Below are 19043 nucleotides of genomic sequence, written 5' to 3' on the forward strand. Positions count from 1 at the left end.
CGCCTGGGTCGCGCGCGCAGGATCGCAGAGGTGTCGCCGCGCTTGGACGCCCGGAATTTGCTTGCAGCGACCTTTCGCGGGACGTTCAGTGGCTACCCGTTGGCGAAGCAGATTGTTCTGCGCTGAAATCGCCGCAAGGGAAGGCATCACGAACCGGTCTGAACCTGCGCTTGCTGAACGACCGTTGGCAATATAAGGAAGATGCAACGATGACGAGGAAGCTTCTGTGGACCCTCCCAGCCATCGCCGTACTTGTCATCATCGTAGCGCTCGTTCTTGCGCTTTGGCCCACAACCACGCGGACCATCGCGGTCACGACCGACAGCAATTCGCCGCCCCTCGTCGACAAAGGCCGCTACCTAGCCCAGGCCGGCGATTGCGTCGCCTGCCACACGTCACCAGGCGGGATTCCGTTCACCGGTGGGCTGCCGCTGGCTTCGCCGATCGGCTTGATCTACAGCACCAATATCACGCCCGATCACAACAGCGGTATCGGCACGTACACGCTCGCCGACTTCGATCGCGCAGTGCGCCATGGCATCCGGAAAGACAGCGCTTCGCTGTACCCTGCAATGCCTTACCCGTCGTATGCGCACATGAGCGACGACGACGTCCGCGCGCTGTACGCGTTTTTCATGCACGGAGTAGCGCCGGCTCCCTCGCAACCGCATTCGCGCGGCATTCCCTGGCCGCTGTCAATGCGCTGGCCGATGACGCTTTGGCGCAAGGCGTTTGCGCCGCTACCGGAAGCCGTGGCCTTCGATCCGAGTAGCTATCCCGACATGACGATTGCGCGGGGCGCGTATCTGGTCCAGGGTCTGGGTCATTGCGGCAGCTGCCACACACCGCGGGCGACAACGATGCAGGAGAAGGCGCTGGATGCGTCCAGCCCCGACTACCTGGCCGGCGGCCCCCTCATTGACGGATGGGTAGCGGTGAACTTGCGTGGCAATTCGGCGGATGGACTGGGCGCATGGTCGGTGGCCGACATCGTCGCAACCTTGCGCAGCGCGCGCAACATGTCTCGCGCGGTGGTGGGCGGGGCGATGAACGAGGCCGTCGTACACAGTACACAGCACCTGAGCGAAGATGACCTAAATGCAATCGCCGCTTTCCTGAAGACGCTGTCGCCTTCCGCTCATTCGCCGTCGTCATTCAATGCCAATCCTGCGACCGCAAAGGCCCTGTGGCAGGGAGTGAACGCGACGCGCGGGGCTGAGTTGTACGTCGACAACTGTGCGGCCTGCCATCGCAGCGACGGGATGGGGTACGCGCAAGCTTTTCCGCGCCTCGCCGGCAATTCCAGCGTGCTGGCAAGCGACCCGAGCTCGGTGATCCGCCTGATCCTAGACGGCAGCCGACTGCCCGCCACGCGCGTCGCGCCATCGGAGCTTGCCATGCCCGGCTTCGGCTGGCGCCTGTCGGACGACGAAGTAGCGCAGCTAGCGACGTTCACCCGCCAGAGTTGGGGCAACCAGGCCTCGAGAGTACAAGCTGCGCAAGTCGGAACGATTCGCGGCGCCATCCAGAGGGAGCGGGCTGCTCAGGCTATGCCCGTGCGTTGACCTCCACATGGACCCAGAAAGGAGCACACCCGTGAAAGATCCAGAATCAGTCCAGACGCGATCGAGGCGCCAGTTGTTCAAGGGAATGGGCGCAGCGACCCTCGCAGTCGCAGTCTTTCCTGGGTGCGACACCCGGCAAGCAACGACCGCACATGGCGAGACCGCGGACAACCGGGCACAAAGAATCTATGAGCCGCGGTTCTTCACTGGCGACGAATGGGCCTTCGTCAACGCTGCCAGCGCATGCCTGATCCCGAACGACGCGTTGGGCCCCAGCGCCGTGGAGGCCGGCGTGCCTGAGTACATCGATCGGCAGATGGGCACCCCCTGGGCCACCGGCGCGCTCTGGTACATGCAGGGGCCATTCAACGCCGACGCTCCGGCAGAACTGGGCTATCAATCTCAGCTCACCCCGCAGCAGATCTATCGACTGGGCATCGCCGCCGCCGACGGCTTCGTGCAGAAGGCGCAAGGCAAAACCTTCGCGCAACTCGCGGCGGACAAGCAGGATGCGGCGCTGCACGCGATCGAATCGGGTCAGGCAGTGTTCGAAACCGTGCCGGCCAAGCTCTTCTTCTCGATGCTGCTGCAAAACGTGCGCGAGGGATTCTTTGCCGATCCGGTTCATGGCGGAAACCGCGGTCTCGCGGGCTGGAAGTTGATCGGATTCCCCGGGGCGCGGGCCGATTTCATGGATTGGGTTGAGCGCGACGTGAAATACCCGCTGCCGCCGGTAGCGTTGAACGGGCAACGGGGCTGAGCATGGCGGGCAACACGATGAAGAAGGCTGACGCGGTGATCGTCGGCTTCGGCTGGACCGGCGCGATCATGGCCAAGGAGTTGACCGAGGCCGGGTTGAAGGTGGTCGCGCTCGAGCGCGGCCCTATGCAGGACACCGCCACCGATGGCATCTACCCCAGGGTGCTGGACGAACTCACCTACAACATCCGCCGCAAGCTGTTCCAGGACGTGTCGCGCGAGACCGTGACAATCCGTCACGGCCTGAACGACACGGCGCTTCCCTATCGGCAGTTGGGTGCCTTCCTTCCTGGTACCGGTGTCGGCGGTGCAGGGCTGCACTGGTCGGGTGTTCACTTGCGCGTCGATCCAATCGAGCTGCGCCTGCGCAGCCACTACGAGGAACGCTACGGCAGGAAGTTCATCCCCGAGGGCATGACGATCCAGGACTTCGGCGTCAGCTACGAAGAGTTGGAACCGCACTTCGACTTTGCCGAGAAAGTGTTCGGCACGTCGGGCACAGCATGGACCGTGGCCGCGAAGCCGGTGGGTGAAGGCAGGGGCGGCAACCCGTTCGCAGCCGACCGCTCGCACGACTTCCCGTTGCCCGCGCAGAAGCGCACGGTCTCCGCGCAGCGCTTCGGCGACGCCGCAGCCAAGCTCGGCTATCACCCCTACGATCTGCCGTCGGCAAACGCATCTGGACCGTACACCAACCCCTACGGCTGCCAGATGGGGCCGTGCAACTTCTGCGGCTTTTGCAGCGGCTATGTCTGCTACAACTACTCGAAGGCCTCACCCAACGTCAACGTTCTGCCCGCGCTTCGCCAAGCACCGAACTTCGAGTTGCGCACGCATGCGCACGTGCTGAAGGTGAATCTTTCGCCCGACCGACGCACGGCAACCGGCGTGACCTACCGCGATGCGCAGGGGCGCGAGGTCGAGCAGCCAGCGGACATAGTCATCATCGCCGCGTTTCAATTCCACAACGTGCGGCTGATGCTGCTGTCGGGCATCGGTACGCCCTACGATCCGGTGACCGGCAAAGGCACCGTGGGGCGCAATTTCGCCTACCAGAACATGGCGACGATCAAAGCCTTCTTCGACAAGGACGTTCATGCCAATCCCTTCATCGGCGCAGGTGGCAACGGCGTCGCGATCGATGACTTCAATGCCGACAACTTCGACCACGGCCCGCTCGGCTTCGTCGGTGGCTCGCCGATGTGGGTGAACCAGGCGGGCGTGAAACCGATCAGCGGTATCTCGTTGCCCGACGGGTCGCCTGCGTGGGGCAGCGCTTGGAAACAGGCCGTCGCTGACTACTACACGCACACAATGTCAATGGACGCGCACGGCGCGCACATGAGCTACCGCGACAACTACCTGAGCCTGGATCCGACCTACAAGGATGCGTGGGGCATGCCTCTGCTGCGCATGACCTTCGACTGGAAGGACAACGACATCCGCATGACGCGCTTCATGGCCGAGAAGATGCGCGGCATCGCTGAAACGATGGGCCCGAAGTCGCTGCACGTCACCGTCAAGAACTTTGGTGAGCATTTCGACACGACGAGCTACCAGACCACCCACCTCAACGGCGGTGCGATCATGGGAACCGATCCGCGCACCAGCGCGGTCAACCGTTACCTGCAGAGCTGGGACGTACACAACGTGTTCGTGCCTGGTGCATCGGCCTTCCCGCAAGGTTTGGGCTACAACCCGACCGGTCTGGTTGCGGCCCTGACATACTGGTCGGCCAAGGCCATACGCGAGCGCTATATTGCACGGCCTGCGGCACTGATCTGACTCCGAAGCAACTTCCCGCGAGCTTGATCGAAGGGATCTCTCCATCCGCTGCGCGAACCGCTCATCAGGAACGGCCGCACACCGGGTGCTTCGAGAGGGATCTAGCCCGCCGCGACCTTGGGTCGTCCCATCTCGAACACATCGCCCACGGCAAGGTAGGTAAAGCCACCCAGCCGAGCCAGGGGACGCGCCTTGAGCATGTCGAAGCGCCCCGCCTCGTCGAGATACGCGTCGTCGATGTGCAGCGCGAGAACTCGGCCGAACACCACGCTGCTTCGGCGATCGCCGGCGGCCTCGGGCTCGAAATCGACCACGCGAAGCAGCCGGCACTCCATTGCCACAGGCGACGCAGCCACGCGAGGCGCTTTGACACAGCGCGAAGCGCCCTTCGCCAATCCCACCAGTTCGAACTCATCGACCCCATGCGGCACGGTCACTGAGCTGCCGTTCATTTCCTCGCGCAATGCGTAGGTGGCGAGGTTTGCGACAAACTCGCCGGTTCGTCGCACGTTGTTCAGCGTATCCTTCTCATCGCGGTCAGCCGGCTGGTTGCACGCGAACATCACCATCGGCGGCGTGGCTGACATGCCGTTGAAGTAGGAGAACGGCGCAAGATTGGGAGCGCCGGTCTCATCCAAGGTGCTGATCCAGCCAATCGGGCGCGGGGCCACGATCGCATTGAACAGACTGGTCTTGTACGTGGGGTCTGAGGTCTCAATGTACATCGGCGCCTTTCGCTGGTCTGTCAGATCAGCCCGGCCTTCTGCAGCACGCCGTCAAGTCGCTTCTCGAGTTCGGGCGAGGCGCTCAGCATTGGAAGCCGGTGCTCATTGGTCGAGAGCAGTCCCAACCGCTTCATCATGTACTTCATCGGGATCGGGTTGGTGTCGTAGAAAACCGCCTGGTTGAGTTCGAACAGCTCGTAGTGCAGCCGGCGGGCCAGTTCCAAGTTGCCGGCGGCTGTAGCGTTCGCCAGGTCGGCAACCTTGCGAGGCGCAATGTTCGCCACCGCGTTCATGAGACCACAGGCACCCACCGCCATCATCGGAAAAGAGAACTCCTCCAGTCCAACGAACACGCGGAACTGCGGCCCCATGGCTGCGAGCATCTGGGTCACGAAGCCGAGGTCATTGACCGCATGCTTCATGCCCACCAGCGTGGGCACGCGCTCGCAGATCTGCTGGAGCGTGGACAGTTCCACGTTGACCGCTGCTCGGCCAGGGATGTGGTAGATCATCATCGGCAAGTCGGTGCGCTTGCCCAAGTCGGCGTAGTACTCCACCAACCCGCGCTGCGGCGGGCGAATGTAATAGGGCGTGACGATCAACAACGCGTCGGCGCCAGCCTTGGTCGCAAACTCGGTCAGTGCGACCGTTTCGGCGTGCGACTGCGAGCCGGTTGCAGCCACGACCGGCACCCGACCCTTGACTGTCTCGACTGCCAGCTCCACCAGCTGGTTGCGCTCATCGACCGTCAGCGTGGACGGCTCGGAGGTCGTGCCGTTTACCAGGATTCCGTGGGTTCCGTTGGCGATCTGGAACTCCAGCAGGCTTGCATATTTGTCGTAGTCGACCTCGCCATTCTTGAACGGTGTGACGATGGGTGGAATGGAACCGACCAGGAAGTCGGGTTTGAGCGTCATCATGCGGCGGCCTTGTCGCGATTGGTGGTGAAACCGGCCTGCGAACCGAGCAGTGCGGCCGGGTGATGCATGTCCTCCTGCCACAGCAGCGACTCCATGTAAATGTTCAACGGCTGATCCTGCACGGTCAACTCGTAGACCTGGTCGACGTCGTGCGAAGCGTGGTTGTGCACCGCCCAGCCCGGTGCCGACAGCATCAGGTCGCCAGCCTTCCACTCATAGCGATTGCCGGCCACGTTGGAAAAGCCGGTCCCGTGGAAGTAGTAGTTGATGGCAGCTGAGACATGGCGGTGCGGCCGATCGACGATCTTGGGCGGCCTGATCGTCATCGTCGCGAAGAAGTTGGGCGTAATGCCATTGAAGCGCCCAGTCATCGGGTTGTACATCATGTAGAGACGCCGTCCGATGTAGTCCTTGCCCAAGGCGTAGAGCTTGTCCAGTTCGGCCTTGACATCGACCCAGGGAAAGTGCAAGGACTTGGACTCCACCGCGGTCGGGTTGATCAGCGTCTCGTAGGGCATGAGCATGCCACCCTCGTCGCCCAGCGGAATCATCCCGAATGGGCTTTTGCGGCGCGGATCCGCCTGGGCCTCCGCACTCTCGCCATACACCGAAGCCGGCCCTGGGTTGTCTTCGGGCAGGTAGATCTGCATGTTCTTCAGCAAGGGCGCGTTTGAGTACGTGAAGCGCACCTGCAGGTCGTCGCCGTCGTTGATGTGCACGTAGCTCGAGAAAGACGGGTGGTTCCACACGTCATACTGTCGGAACGCGACCGACCGGCCAGCCACTTCCGTGCGGCCACTGCCACGAATGCAGAAGTTGACCTCCGTGGCGTTGTGGCGGAATGCCACGGTTCGCTCGCCGGGTTTCAGCACCTGCAGCTTGACCTCGATGCCGGGCGCCAGCCCGGGGGCGTTGGCCGGTGCACTGGGATGCACGATCAGCGACTCGCGTCGGCCATTGGCCGGTCGTGGCAACGAGGCCAGGCGCTCGACTTCGGCCTCGATCTGCTCTTTTGTGATGACGATGGGCGCCCAGTAGTTGTTTCGGTCCTCGGCGTGCAAGCCGGTGCGATCGATAAACACGCCTTCCGCGTGACTGAAGTCTTTTCTCAGGTTGTTCATTCTCAGGAGCTCCTTGGCCTCATGCGGTGAAGCCGTCTTCGAAAATGGACGGCACCGGCGGCGCCAAGTCCAGGGTATTCACGCCCAGCGCATGGGTCCAATAGCGGCCCACGAGCATGAGAATGGCGATGGCCTCGCCCGGGCTGAAATGGGCCGACAACGCGTCGAAAGCCAGGCGCGTGCGCGGCAGGTCACCGGCCAGCGCAGCCAGCACGTAGCGCTGCGCCGCGCATTCGCCCGGCGTCATCAGCGTCGCCGAGTCAGGCGACAGGCGCTCCACGTCGGCCACCCAGTCACGGCCGAAGCCGCTTCGCACCGACAGCCGCTCATGCTGATTCTTCTCGTAGCCGTTGTTCAGCAACGTGGCCTCGGTCAGCACGATCGCCTCGGACACCTTGAGCGGCAGCGCGTCCTTCAGCGCGTCGGTGAATTTCAGGAAGGCCAGCAGCACCTCCGGTGCATGCCCTGCGCAGCGAAACCATTCACCCAGGTAGCCCAGCCGCTTGATGCGGGGTTCCAAATACTCCGTCAGCATGGGCGCCATCGCGTCGCGCTCGAGCCGGGGAATCCAATCCATGTCCATGTCACTCCTTGTGCCGCCGGCCGACGGTTCGCCGCGCGCTTGCCGAAGCATAGGGAGGCTCATAAGATTGATCAATCTGGATTAAGTAGTCAAGCTAATGACCACCTCGAAGAAGAACCAAGTCAAGCGGGTTCCCCTGCCACCAAAGCATGGAACGGCGCAGAACTACGTCACCGCCGAACAAGCCACACAAGCCCTCGGGATCAAGACCGCCTCGCTGTACTCGTACGTGAGCCGCGGACTCATCCGGTCCATCTTGCAGCCTGGCAGTCGCGCCCGCCTGTACTACCGCGAGGACGTAGAGCGCGCCGGGCAGCGCATGGGCGGGCGCGCCGGCATGCCGGACACGGTGGAGGCGGTGCTGAGTTGGGGCCAGCCCGTGTTCCACACCGCGATCACCGATCTGACGGAGGACGGGCCGGTATACCGCGGTCGGCCCGCCCACATGTTGGCAGACAGCGGCCGCAGTTTCGAGTCGGTGGCAGAGCTGCTCTGGAGCGGCATCGACATGCCGCAGCTCAGCCACTGGGATCCTCCGACCTTGCCGCAGAACTTCGTACGCCGCTTGAGCACGGCGCTGCGCGACGCGCCGGGGCTGAACTGCCTGCGCATCATGTCGGTCGCCACGGGACTGCTGGCGGTAGACGGCCAGCAACGGCCTGACTTCGAGCGCGGCTCCACCATCCCCGACACGCGATCGCTGATGCTGGCCTTCACCGGCGCCCTGGGGCTGATGGGGCCGCCGCACCGCTTCGCCACCACAGCGCCCGAAGGTAGCCCGATGGCCGAGGTCTTCCTGTCCGCATTGGGTGCGCCAGCCAAGCCCGAGCAACTGCGCGCAGTCAACACGGCCTTCATCCTGTGCGCCGACCACGAGCTGTCGTCGTCCACCCTGGCGGGCCGGGTAGCAGCCTCCTGTGGTTGCGAGCTGCGTGCCTGCGTGCAGGCTGCTCTCGCCACGCATTCGGGCACCTTTCTGGCGGGCGGCTGCGACCGCAGCGAAGCCCTGCTGCGCAGCGCTCGGGATCCCGACGAGATGTACGCGTTGATGTCGAACATCGAGCGCAACGGTGGACGTATCCCCGGCTACAACCTCAGGGCCTACCCCAAGGGAGACCCACGCGCTCGCCGGCTGCTGGCATTGGCGGCGGCCACCGGGCCCTCGGCTGAACCCATCGTGCGCCTTGTCGAGAGCGTCGAGGAGCGTTTCGATCTCCAGCCGAGCCTGGAGGTGGGCCTGGTCGCACTGGCGATGGCACTGCGCCTGCCGGAGCGCGCGGCTTCGGCCCTTTGGGCGCTGTCGCGCGTGGCCGGATGGGTGGCGCACGTCATCGAGCAGCGACAGGCCGGTTTCATGGTACGGCCTCGGGCTCGCTATGTGGGCCCTCGCACCAACGGAAGCAATGCTTGATATCGATTACTTTATCAATCTAGATCAATGTGACAGCCCCCGCTAGCATGTCGTGTCGGCCGGATCGCAGGCCGCTTGCCATCCAGAAGAAAGCTGACATGCAAACCGCCAACGCCCTGCCCGGCCCTCTCGACCACCTGAAGGACCGCTCCCTTCTTCGCACCGCCTGTTTGATCGGCGGAGAATGGGTGGCCGATGCGGCACGAATGATCGACGTCGACGACCCAGCCACAGGGCGTGTCATTGCCCGAGTGCCCGACCTGCCGCGCGCCGCCGCCACCCAGGCCATCGACGCCGCCGAAGCCGCTCTTCCCGCCTGGCGCGCAAGACCCGCCAAGGACCGGGCGAGGCTCTTGCGCGCGTGGTACGACCTGATGGAAGTGCATGCCGACGATCTGGCATGGATCCTCACCAGCGAGCAAGGCAAACCTCTGACCGAGGCACGCACCGAGATCCGCTATGCGGCCTCGTTCATCGAGTGGTTTGGCGAGGAAGCCAAGCGCTTGTACGGCGATGTCATCCCGGCTCCAGCCGCTGACCAGCGCATCACCGTGCTGCGCGAACCCATCGGCGTGTGCGCAGCCATCACGCCATGGAACTTCCCCGCCGCCATGATCACGCGCAAGGCAGGGGCCGCGCTGGCAGCCGGTTGCACCATGGTGCTCAAGCCGGCGTCGCAGACACCGCTCACCGCACTGGCGCTGGCCGAGCTGGGCCAGCGGGCGGGCCTGCCCGCCGGCGTCTTCAACGTGGTGACCGGCAGCTCGCGTGAGCTCGGACCCGAGCTCACCGGCAATCCCAAGGTGCGCAAGCTGACCTTCACGGGCTCCACCGAGGTCGGCCGTGAATTGCTGCGCCAGTGCGCCGACACGGTGAAGAAAACCTCGATGGAGTTGGGAGGCAACGCACCTTTCATCGTACTGGCCGATGCGAATCTGGACGATGCTGCCAAGGGCGCCATCGCCTCCAAGTTCCGCAATGCTGGACAGACCTGCGTGTGCACCAACCGGATCTTGGTCGACCGGGCGGTGCTCGAGCCTTTTGTCGCCAAACTCGGCGCGGCCATGCGCACGCTGCAAGTGGGCGACGGACACGAGGACGGCACTGTCATCGGCCCGCTGATTGATCGCGCTGCAGTCGACAAGGTTGGCGAGCTAGTGGGTAGCGCAATGCGAGGCGGAGCCCGCGTGATGCAAGGCGGCGCGCCACACGAGCTGGGAGGCAACTTCTACCAGCCCACGCTGGTCGTGGACGTGGATGAGCACATGAGCCTCTTCAAGGAAGAGATCTTTGGCCCCGTGGCGGCGGTCACTCCGTTCGTCGGCGACGATGAGGCCCTGCGATTGGCGAACGAAACCATCTTCGGTCTGGCCTCATACGTATACGGCTCGGACATCGGTCGTCTGACCCGCTTCGTCGAGCGGCTGGAGTACGGCATGGTGGGCGTCAACACGCCCGCCATCTCGACTGAAGTCGCGCCCTTCGGCGGCATCAAGCAGTCGGGCCTCGGCCGGGAAGGCTCGCACTACGGGTTGGACGACTACACGGAACTCAAGTACGTTTGCCTTGGCGGCGTCCCGACATGAACCCCGAGCAGCCTGCGCCTGTGCGATCCGACCTGTTGGACGCACGCCAGGCGCTGGCGGTGCTGGGTGTCAAGCCGCAGACCCTGTATGCCTATGTGAGCCGGGGGCTGATTCGCGCAGTCAATCCGCAGCGGCGCAGGCTCAGCCTCTACTATCGAGAGGACATCGAAGCGCTGCAACTGCGGGGCCGGGCGCACAACATGCCAGGCCAGGCTGCCCAGCGCGCACTGCGCGTGGGTGGCGACGCCGTGCTCGACTCGTCCATCACCGAGATCACCCGTGAAGGCCCGCGCTACCGGGGCCGGCTGGCCCTCACCATGGTGGAACATGGCCTGCCCTTCGAGGCCTGCGCCGAGCTGCTGTGGCAGCAGCGGCCAGACTCCGCGGGCACGCCCTGGCCTCTCGCTACCGCCGGTCCTGGTCATGCCGCTTTCGTCGCAACACTGCGTTCGGCAGCGCGCCACACCACCTCGCGCCGTCTGCTGGCGCTGGCCATCGAAGGTTGGGCCGCCTGCGCGAACGTGGAGCCCGCGGCCGAGGAGCGCGACGACCTGGCCACCGCCCGTTCCATTCTGCAAGCGGCCACGGCGGCCCTCGGCCTGCTGCGACCGCAACCGCGCTACTGCCCTCTGCACCCCGACGAGCCGATCGCGCACGGCCTGGCGCGGGCTCTCGGGGTGTCCACCCAAGTCGACGCCGTGCGCGCGTTAGACGCCGCGCTGGTACTTTGTGCCGATCACGAGCTGGCGCCGTCGACCTTCGCCGCACGCATCGCCGCTTCGGCTGGCGCGGATCTGTACTCCTGCATGACCTCCGCACTGGGTGCCTTCGAGGGTCTGTTCACGGGCTACGGCTGCGATCTGGCCGAGCGCCTACTGCGTGAGGCCGGCTCGGTGGGGGACTATGTGGACGACCTCGTCGGGCGCGCACGCCGCAAGGAGCCGCTGCCGGGCTACGACCATCCGCTGTATCCCAAGGGCGACCCGCGCGGACGCGCCCTGCTTGATCTGGCCGAGTCTCTGGCCGAACGGCGGCCCGCCGTACGTCGCGCCTGCGACGCAGTCAAGGCGGCACATGAATCGCTGGGCGCCCAGCCCAGCCTGAGCGTCGGCCTCGCAGCGCTTGGTATCGCGCTGGAGCAGCCGCCGCGCGCGCCGGCGACCATCATGGCGCTGGGCCGGTGCGCAGGATGGGTGGCGCATGTGCGTGAACAGCGCCAGGCGGGCTTCCTGGTGCGTCCGCGCGCACGCTACGTCCCTCAGTCGCCGGCTGCTCCAACGTGCTAGACCACGCCACCGCCGTGCACGACGAACCACTCACTCAAAGACGCGGCGCTCATCGAGCACCAGCGGCAGTTCCTTGTTCTTCTCGGAGTAGCCATCGAAGGGCCGCCCGTGGGCGTCGACGCGGGCCATCACGTCCTTGGCGGCATCAAGCGTCGCGCCGACACGCAGCAAGACCAATGGCTCGTCTCCGCTGGCGTGAAACCAGTAAAACGCTCCCGCCGGGATGAGGACGCAGTCATTGCGCGCTACCTCCCGCGTCTCGTCGCGCGGGCCGTAGAACACGGCGCGGCCCTGCATGATCACGAACAGATGATCTTCATTGGCGTGCGCGTGCAGCTCGTTCTCGCCGCCGCTTGCATAGGTCTTGAGCACGACATTCATGCAACTGGAAGCGCCCAACACTTGGTTCGTGCGTCCCTGCTTGGGAAGGCGCGCGCGCAGATGAAAGAAGCTGGGCACGCGCGACTGCGCAAGCCTCTGCATCTCCTTGCGCCACTCGGCTTCGCTGTTGGCAACGGGGGCAAATCCGGCGGAGGGTGTCGAATTCATGATTGTCGATGGTGAGAACGTGGAACGCGGGTCGCTGCAACCAGTCCAGCCTCATTCGCGAGGTGTGTCATCCTGCTCGGCGGCCCAACGGGCGATCTCGTCCTTGCGCATGAAGGCGACGCCGGGGTGCGACTGTGCATAGACGATGAAATCTTCAATCGCCTTGCTGATGCCTGGCTGCCCGGCAATGCGATCGTGGGTGCTGAACGACATCTGGCGGCGCCGATGCTCACCCTCGCGGTACAGCACGTCGAACTCGTCCTTCAGATCCGAGACGTAGTCACGCATCGACAACGAGTGATGGTGAAAGCGCTCAATGTCGTTGTTGCGCCGCGAGTAGGGCACCACCATGAAAGGCCGGCCGTTCAGCGTTACCGAGAATGGCTCGTCTCGGCTGATGTCGTCGATGTAGTACAGGAAGCCCATCTCCTGCAGGATGCCCAGGGTGTTGGCGCTGTTGCGCAAGGCGAAGGCGTTGAAGCCGATCGGCCGCGTACCGGTGGCCTGGACGATCGCGTCGATGTTGGCCTGGTACGAGGCGCGCTCTTCCTCGGGCGTCAGGCGCCAGTGCGGTGACCACTCGTACCCGTGCGCCGCCGCCTCGTGGCCACGCTGGACAATCTCCTTGGCCAGCGCCGGACTTCGCGCCACCGCCTTGCCGACCATGTGCGAGGTAACCTTGATCTTTCTACGGTCCCACATATCCAGCAGGCGAGGAATGCCCTCCTTCAGACCGTATTCGAACCACTTCTGAACGGCCGGATTGGAGGTCTGCGGATCCATCTCGGCAAAGGGACTGTAGGGCGCCAGCGCGGGCTGCGCGCCGGCTTCCATCTGCATCGACACCGAGATGACCAGGCGGGCACCGCCGGGCCAGAAAATCTTTTGCGTCATGGCTCTCATTGGGTGGGAGTAAGCGGCCAATTAAATCGGCGGCCAGCACAGCCAGCAATCTTGATTTGCACTCAATCCGTGAATTCCATCGAACCTACGAAAAGCCTTTGCACGATCGCGAGCTCTGGCCCAAGATGCTGGCATGGACCACAGGAGCGAGTGAGATGGATGCATTGCTACACGCCCGGGTGCCAACGGCAGCTGGCGCGACAGCTACTGCAGAGGGCACGATCGAACAGGAGGCTGGGCGCGGCGACTATGTCGATTCCAAGGAGGCAATGAAGCTGCTGGGCATCCGGCAGCAGACGCTATACGCCTACGTCAGCCGCGGCCTGATCGCCAGCATGCGCCAGGCCGATCGCAAGGACCACCTGTACCTGCGTGCCGACGTCGAGCGCATGGTGCTGCGCTCGCTGGCGCGCACCGGCCACGGCGCCCTGGCCGCCTCGGCAATGAACTGGGGCGAACCCATCGTTCCTACCACCATCACCGAAATCACGCCGCTCGGTCCGCGCTACCGCGGTCATCTCGCAGCCGACCTGGCGCGGCGTCGCTCAGGTTTCGAATCGGTGGCCGAGCTGCTGTGGAGCGGCCTGCTCGACGACCACCCGGTGACCTGGGCCGGGCCTGCGCCCGCAGCGCCGCTGATGCGCCTGACCCGCGCACTGGCCACTGCCGGCGCAGCCGATCAGTTGCACGAGATCTTTTCGCTGGTGACTCTGCAGATGGGCGTGAGCACCGGTTCCGAAAGCAGAACCTCGGCGTTCCACGAGGAGTGCCCCGAGGAACCGAACAGCTTCGACGCTGCTCGCGCGGTCATCCGGACTCTGGCCGGCTGCATGGGTTATGCCGGGCCGGCGCAAGGCTTCGTACCGCTGCAGGGCAGAGCGTGGTGGAGGGCCTGCTGCAAGCGCTGGGCCTGTCAGCCTCGAACGAGAACGCCGAAGCGCTGGAGGCCATGCTCATCTTGCTGGCCGACCATGAGCTCTCACCCGGCACCTTGTGTGCGCGGGTCTGCGCCTCCGGCGGCAGTGCACTTCATAGCTGCCTGGCCTCGGGGCTGTGTGCCATCGGCGGAGAGGACATTGGTCGCCACTTTCTCCGTGTGGACGAATTTCTCGATGGCGCGCCCGACCTTTCGGTGCTGCTGGCGCGCGCCGCCGACTGCCAACGTCGCGGCACTGTGGTACCGGGCTTCGTGCACCCCGTCTACCCGCGCGGCGATCCGCGCGGGCGATACCTGCTGGCCTTGCTGCAGCGTCGGCCGACGCTCTCCTCCGCCTCACGAGCGCTGCTGAAGTTCGTCGACGAGATGGCTTCCCGCTTCGACACGCACCCACGCCACGAACTGGGCATGGTGGCATTGTCGCGCGAGTTGGGCCTGGCACGGCAGGTGCCTGGAGAGCCGGCTCCGGTCGTCTGAACACGCATCGACCTGAGTTAAGTGGATTGGCTGCGGTTTGATTCTTTCAATCTTCAGGCCCCTGCCAGGCCGCCGGAGGCGCCCCGGTTGAGCCATGTACTCATGGTTCAACCCATCAGGCAGCCTCCTTCATTGCGGGTAGCGTGGCGAAGTAGACCATGTCTGGCGTGCACCCGTCGTGCGATTGATGGGGCCGCCGCGCGTTGTAGAAATCGAAGTAAGCGGCCAGGTTCAACCGTGCGGCACTGACACTGTCGTAGGCCTTCAGGTACACGTCTTCGTATTTCACGCTCTTCCACAGCCGCTCGACGAAGACGTTGTCCCGCCAACAGCCCTTGCCGTCCATGCTCTGGCGCGCGCCTATGCGCTTCACCTCGGCGACAAAATCGCAGCTGCTGAACTGGCTACCTTGATCGGTGTTGACGATCTCTGGCGCTCCCCAGCGAGCGGTGGCCTCTTGCAATGCCTCGACGCAGAAGTCCACCTCCATCGTGATCGACACGCGATGGGCCAGAACCCGGCGGCTCGCCCAGTCCAGCACCGCCACCAGGTACACCCAGCCGCGAGCCATCGGGACGTAGGTGATGTCCAGGGCCCAGACCTGGTTGGCCCGCTCAATGGCCAGTTCCCGCAGCAGGTACGGGAACACCGGATGCGATGGGTGCTTCTTGCTCGTGTTGGGCTTGCGGTACAGCGCCTGGATGCCCATGCGCCACATCAGCGTGCCCACGTGCCGCCGTCCCACATCGATGCCCCGCAGGCGCAGCAGATCGCGCAGCATGCGGCTGCCGGCGAACGGGTGCTCAAGATGCAACTCGTCGATGCGGCGCATCAACGCCAGCTCGCTCTCGGAAATCGGCTCGGGGTGGTAGTACACCGTGCCTCGGCTGATGCCCAGCAGCTCGGCCTGGCGCTTGATCGGCAGTTCGTGTTCGCGCTCGATCATCGCTTTGCGCTCAGCAAACCGGCCTTGCTGAGCGCGCCTTCCAAAAAATCATTCTCCAGTGTCAGTTGCCCGATCTTGGCGTGCAGCACCTTCAAGTCCACCGGCGGCGTCTCTGGCGCCGTCGCGCCCCCGAAGACGCCCGCGGCGCGCTCGATCAACTGGCGTCGCCACTCTGTCACCTGATTGGGGTGAACGTCGTGCTTGAGCGCCACCTCGGCGATCGTCTTGCCGTCGGCCAGCGCATCGATCGCCACCTTGGCCTTGAATGCCGCTGAGTGATTGCGGCGGGGTCTTTTGCTCATGTCGTCTGCTCCTGTCATCCGGGCTCTGTCCTCGCCCATGGGAGCAGCCTATCCACTTTGCGGCGTGTTCAGATTTGCGCGGCCGGCTCTTGGTGCGCTCTTCGCGCTCGCGCGCACCGCAGGCTGGGTGGCCCACGTCCAAGAACAGCGTCAGACCGGAATGCTGCTGCGCCCCCGTGCCAAGTTCGTCGGCGCGGTTCTGGACGCGACCTGACCGGGCCTCCGGCCGGAAGGGCCCCGTCGCGAAGCGCGACGGTGTGCGCGGCCTGGGACGTCGCGATTACTTAATCAATCTTGTCAATGTCGAGAGCGCTGTCTACGCTTGGCCGCGTCTATCCGTACACCCCAACTCATTCCGCCATGTCCCTCTTCCATCTCCCATCCACGGCGCCAAGTGCATCGTCAGCAACCGACCCCGGTGCCGAGCGGGAGGCACCATGACGAAGCTGCGCGTGGGCATCGTCGTTCCTGCCTTCTTCTACGTACCCTACTGGCTGGCGCTGGCGCGCGGCTGGTACGGGGAGTTCGGGTTGGACGTGGAGATTGTCGACATGGGCGGCATCGTCGAAGTGACGAAGGCGCTGAAATCCGGTGAGATCCAGATCGGCGTGGGCTCGCCCGAGCACGTCATCCATGACGCGGCTGCCGGTGCAGACCTGCGGATGTTCGGCGGCAACGTCAATCGGCTCACCCATTCGCTGATCGTGCAGCCCGAGATTGAGCGCATCGAGGACCTGCGCGGCAAGACCATCGGAGTCTCGGCCCTGAATGCCGGCACCTCCTCGCTGTTCATCGACCTGCTTGCCCGCCACGGCTTGCAGCCGGGTGACTACCGCGTGGTCGGTGGCGTCGTCGTCCCACCGCGACACGACATGCTCATGCGCCGGGAGATCGACGCCGCGATGCAGACCGATCCGCACAACTACATGGCCGAGGACGCTGGCCTGCGCAACCTCGGACTGGTGGCCGACTGGATTCCCTACTTCCAGTTCACCTCGCTCAACGCCCGCCAGTCCTGGGCCGATCGCCATCCCGAGGAGATGTTGGGCTTCCTGCGCGCGACCCTGCGCGGCTCCGCGCTGATGACCGAGGACGCGCCGTCCTCCATCGAGGTTGCCGCCGGCCACCAGCTGATGGACAGGCGCTACCTGCAGCGCGCGTGGGAAGACCACGTGAGCGGTGCCGTGCCGGTGGACCTGCACCTGGACCGGCGCTCCATCGCTACCGACGTGGAGATGATGCGACGGGATCGCGAGGCGGCGCTGGCCATCCCCGACGACGACGACGTCACCCGTTACGTCAGCCTCGAACTGCTGGCAAGGGCACAGGCCGCCGAAGGGCTGCCGATGTGCACCCTCGTATGAGCGTGTTTCCTTCTTCCGCCACGCGCCGGCGCATGATTCGCGCGAGCGCGGCAGCACTTCTTACCCTGGGCGCCGCCGTCGCCGGCGCGCAATCGGCTTTCCCGTCCAAGACGGTGCGGCTGATCGTGCCCTTCCCCCCTGGTGGCCCCGCCGACGTGCTGGGCCGCGCACTGGCAAAGGGGCTGGCCGATCGGTGGGGTCAGGCGGTGGTGGTGGACAACAAACCCGGTGGCGCCACGGTCATCGCTGCGATGGAAGCCGTGCGCGCGGCGCCCGACGGCCACACGCTGTTCCTGCCCATCGACTCCACGCTGACCATGAATCCGGCGCTGTTCTCGCGCCTGCCCTACGACCCGGTGCGCGACTTCGCGCCGATCTCACTGCTTGCGATCCAGCCGCTGGTGCTGGTGGCCAACGACACCACCTCTGCACGCACCGTTGCTCAGCTGATCGAGCAGGCCAAGGCCGCACCTGAGCGGATCAACTTCGGCTCGGGCACCATCGGTACTCAGCTCGCCGGCGAGATGTTCAACCGCGCCGCCGGCGTGCGTCTGAACCACGTGCCGTACAAGGGTGGGCCCGACGTGGCCAAGGCGCTGCTGGGCGGCGAGATCCAGGTCAGCTTCGACGGCATCGCGGCCAACCTGCAGCACATCCGCTCGGGAAGGTTGCATGCCTTGGCCACCACGGGCCTGGAGCGCGCCGCAGCCCTGCCGGAGGTGCCGACACTGAACGAACTGGGCCTCAAGGACTACGAGGCGCGCGTTTGGCTCGGGCTCATGGCGCCGGCACGCACGCCGCCTGCGATCGTCGAACGGATCCAGTCCGACGCCAAAGCGGTGCTAATGCGGCCTGACGTGCGCAAGTTGATCGAGCCGCTCGGCTTCGAGCCCATCGCCTCCACGCCGGAAGGTTTGGTGCAACGCATGCGCGCCGACAGCGCGCGCCTTGTGCCACTCATCAAGGAATTGGGCTTGAAGCTCGATTGACTGCGCGCTCGCGTGGTGACGAACTCGACCCGCGCCGGCCCGCGTGAGGGCCATGGCGGCCTCACGCCGAGCATCAGCCCGGCAACTGAAGCAATTGGCCGAAGCCGGCCACTTGATCCGGCACGCCGAGCCGGCGCATGGCATACCAGGCCGCGGCAGTGTTGCTGGTCACCACGGGGCGGCCCATGCGGCGCTCCAACGCGTCGACTACCTCAGCCGTGCGCACCGTGGTGCAGCTCAGAACGCCAACCTCGGCCTGCTGCGGCATGCGCCGCGAAACGAATTCGAACCATTGCGAGGGGCTCACCGCCATCATCTCGTCGGCGGTTTGACAGCCCAGACCCTCGCAGCATTCGACGGCAAAGCCGTGCGCCCGGAAAAAGTCCGCCTCGCGAGCACTGACCGACTCGCCGTAGGGAGACAGCAGTGCCAAACGACGTGTACCCAGCGCCTTCAGGCTCTCGAGCAGCGCCTGCGAGGTGGTGGCGGCCTGCAGTCCGGTGGCCTGGACAATGCGTCGCTGCAGCGCCCCCTCCAATTCGGCGCTGTAGGTCGAGACCGCGGTGCAATGGAAAAGCACCAGCGCGACGCGCGCATCGGCAACGAGCCGCGCATCCTCTTCGAGCCTGTCGGCCATGGCGAGCAGCGAGGCTTCAGTACTGTCCGTCAGCTTCAGCCGCGTGGTGCGCAGGCCCACATCCGCCGGCAGCATGGCGCGCAATTGCACCTCGGCCGCCTGATTGCCTGAAGGCAACAGCAACCCGATGGTCCCGCGCGAGCCGTAGTCGAGCGTGGGCCCCCCGGCGACGGCCGCTTCCTGATCGGCCATCGTCAT

18 protein-coding genes and 1 pseudogene are annotated in these 19043 nt (G+C 65.0%); 11 read left to right on the top strand and 8 right to left on the bottom strand.

What is annotated here, in order from left to right:
* The first annotated feature begins 170 nt into the window (after positions 1-170).
* Genes QTI17_RS29030 through QTI17_RS29040 form a run of 3 tightly spaced genes read left to right on the top strand, consistent with a single transcriptional unit; the run spans position 171 to position 4109 of the window.
* Positions 171-1565, top strand: coding sequence for a cytochrome c (locus QTI17_RS29030; protein ID WP_286537123.1), 1395 nt, complete (start codon positions 171-173; stop codon positions 1563-1565).
* Positions 1566-1572: 7 nt separating this feature from the next.
* A complete protein-coding gene (locus QTI17_RS29035; protein ID WP_503011127.1) occupies positions 1573-2325 on the top strand; it encodes a gluconate 2-dehydrogenase subunit 3 family protein in 753 nt (250 codons plus the stop codon).
* A 2-nt stretch (positions 2326-2327) separates the two neighbouring features.
* The gene (locus QTI17_RS29040; RefSeq protein WP_286537127.1) at positions 2328-4109 is read left to right on the top strand and encodes a GMC family oxidoreductase; all 1782 of its coding nucleotides are present in this window, start codon (positions 2328-2330) and stop codon (positions 4107-4109) included.
* Between the two features lie 101 nt (positions 4110-4210).
* Here the strand turns inward: QTI17_RS29040 and QTI17_RS29045 are convergent, their stop codons facing one another.
* Genes QTI17_RS29045 through QTI17_RS29060 form a run of 4 tightly spaced genes read right to left on the bottom strand, consistent with a single transcriptional unit; the run spans position 4211 to position 7458 of the window.
* A complete protein-coding gene (locus tag QTI17_RS29045) occupies positions 4211-4834 on the bottom strand; it encodes a flavin reductase family protein (RefSeq protein WP_286537129.1) in 624 nt (207 codons plus the stop codon).
* 20 nt (positions 4835-4854) lie between these two features.
* Positions 4855-5754: a 4-hydroxy-tetrahydrodipicolinate synthase gene (gene dapA / locus QTI17_RS29050; protein WP_286521372.1), complete on the bottom strand. Its 900-nt coding sequence runs from the start codon at positions 5752-5754 to the stop codon at positions 4855-4857.
* Complete coding sequence (locus QTI17_RS29055) at positions 5751-6875, bottom strand: cupin domain-containing protein (RefSeq protein ID WP_286521373.1); 1125 nt, start codon at positions 6873-6875, stop codon at positions 5751-5753. Before QTI17_RS29055 ends, dapA begins: the two co-directional genes overlap by 4 nt.
* 19 nt (positions 6876-6894) lie before the next feature.
* Positions 6895-7458 (bottom strand): carboxymuconolactone decarboxylase family protein, encoded by a 564-nt coding sequence (locus tag QTI17_RS29060; protein ID WP_286537131.1) that lies wholly within the window; start codon positions 7456-7458, stop codon positions 6895-6897.
* Between the two features lie 97 nt (positions 7459-7555).
* Between QTI17_RS29060 and QTI17_RS29065 the strand changes: the two genes are divergently transcribed.
* The 3 genes from QTI17_RS29065 to QTI17_RS29075 all read left to right on the top strand — a co-directional run bounded on the left by QTI17_RS29065 (position 7556) and on the right by QTI17_RS29075 (position 11741).
* On the top strand, positions 7556-8869 hold the full coding sequence (locus QTI17_RS29065; RefSeq protein ID WP_286521375.1) for a citrate/2-methylcitrate synthase: 1314 nt from the start codon (positions 7556-7558) through the stop codon (positions 8867-8869).
* Between the two features lie 98 nt (positions 8870-8967).
* Positions 8968-10455, top strand: a complete 1488-nt coding sequence (locus QTI17_RS29070; protein ID WP_286537133.1) for an NAD-dependent succinate-semialdehyde dehydrogenase — start codon at positions 8968-8970, stop codon at positions 10453-10455.
* Complete coding sequence (locus QTI17_RS29075) at positions 10452-11741, top strand: citrate synthase (RefSeq protein ID WP_286521377.1); 1290 nt, start codon at positions 10452-10454, stop codon at positions 11739-11741. The genes QTI17_RS29070 and QTI17_RS29075 overlap by 4 nt, the downstream gene beginning before the upstream one ends.
* Positions 11742-11771: 30 nt before the next feature.
* Here the strand turns inward: QTI17_RS29075 and QTI17_RS29080 are convergent, their stop codons facing one another.
* On the bottom strand, positions 11772-12290 hold the full coding sequence (locus QTI17_RS29080) for a cupin domain-containing protein (RefSeq protein ID WP_286521379.1): 519 nt from the start codon (positions 12288-12290) through the stop codon (positions 11772-11774).
* Positions 12291-12341: 51 nt separating this feature from the next.
* Positions 12342-13214 carry a polysaccharide deacetylase family protein gene (locus QTI17_RS29085; RefSeq protein WP_286521381.1) on the bottom strand — a complete coding sequence of 291 codons (873 nt, stop codon included), beginning with the start codon at positions 13212-13214 and terminating at the stop codon, positions 12342-12344.
* Positions 13215-13348: 134 nt separating this feature from the next.
* Here QTI17_RS29085 and QTI17_RS35115 point away from each other — a divergent pair.
* Positions 13349-13576 (top strand): annotated as a pseudogene (locus tag QTI17_RS35115) (helix-turn-helix domain-containing protein); the annotation flags it as partial.
* Positions 13577-14076: 500 nt separating this feature from the next.
* A complete protein-coding gene (locus QTI17_RS35120; RefSeq protein ID WP_353506741.1) occupies positions 14077-14607 on the top strand; it encodes a citrate/2-methylcitrate synthase in 531 nt (176 codons plus the stop codon).
* Between the two features lie 115 nt (positions 14608-14722).
* Here the strand turns inward: QTI17_RS35120 and QTI17_RS29095 are convergent.
* Positions 14723-15855, bottom strand: a protein-coding gene (locus QTI17_RS29095; protein WP_503011128.1) for an IS3 family transposase whose coding sequence is annotated in 2 segments (ribosomal slippage) — positions 14723-15603 and positions 15603-15855 — 1134 coding nt in all. Because the reading frame shifts where the segments join, the coding sequence is not laid out codon by codon here.
* A 37-nt stretch (positions 15856-15892) separates the two neighbouring features.
* Between QTI17_RS29095 and QTI17_RS29100 the strand changes: the two genes are divergently transcribed.
* The 3 genes from QTI17_RS29100 (at position 15893) to QTI17_RS29110 (ending at position 18208) form a co-directional block, all read left to right on the top strand.
* Positions 15893-16069 (top strand): citrate/2-methylcitrate synthase, encoded by a 177-nt coding sequence (locus QTI17_RS29100; protein ID WP_286537137.1) that lies wholly within the window; start codon positions 15893-15895, stop codon positions 16067-16069.
* Between the two features lie 223 nt (positions 16070-16292).
* On the top strand, positions 16293-17219 hold the full coding sequence (locus QTI17_RS29105; RefSeq protein ID WP_286537138.1) for an ABC transporter substrate-binding protein: 927 nt from the start codon (positions 16293-16295) through the stop codon (positions 17217-17219).
* A 32-nt stretch (positions 17220-17251) separates the two neighbouring features.
* Complete coding sequence (locus QTI17_RS29110) at positions 17252-18208, top strand: Bug family tripartite tricarboxylate transporter substrate binding protein (protein ID WP_286537139.1); 957 nt, start codon at positions 17252-17254, stop codon at positions 18206-18208.
* A 73-nt stretch (positions 18209-18281) separates the two neighbouring features.
* Here QTI17_RS29110 and QTI17_RS29115 read toward each other — a convergent pair whose 3' ends face one another.
* Complete coding sequence (locus QTI17_RS29115; RefSeq protein WP_286537141.1) at positions 18282-19043, bottom strand: maleate cis-trans isomerase family protein; 762 nt, start codon at positions 19041-19043, stop codon at positions 18282-18284.

This window comes from Variovorax sp. J31P179, assembly GCF_030316985.1.
GTDB lineage: Bacteria > Pseudomonadota > Gammaproteobacteria > Burkholderiales > Burkholderiaceae_C > Variovorax > Variovorax ginsengisoli_B.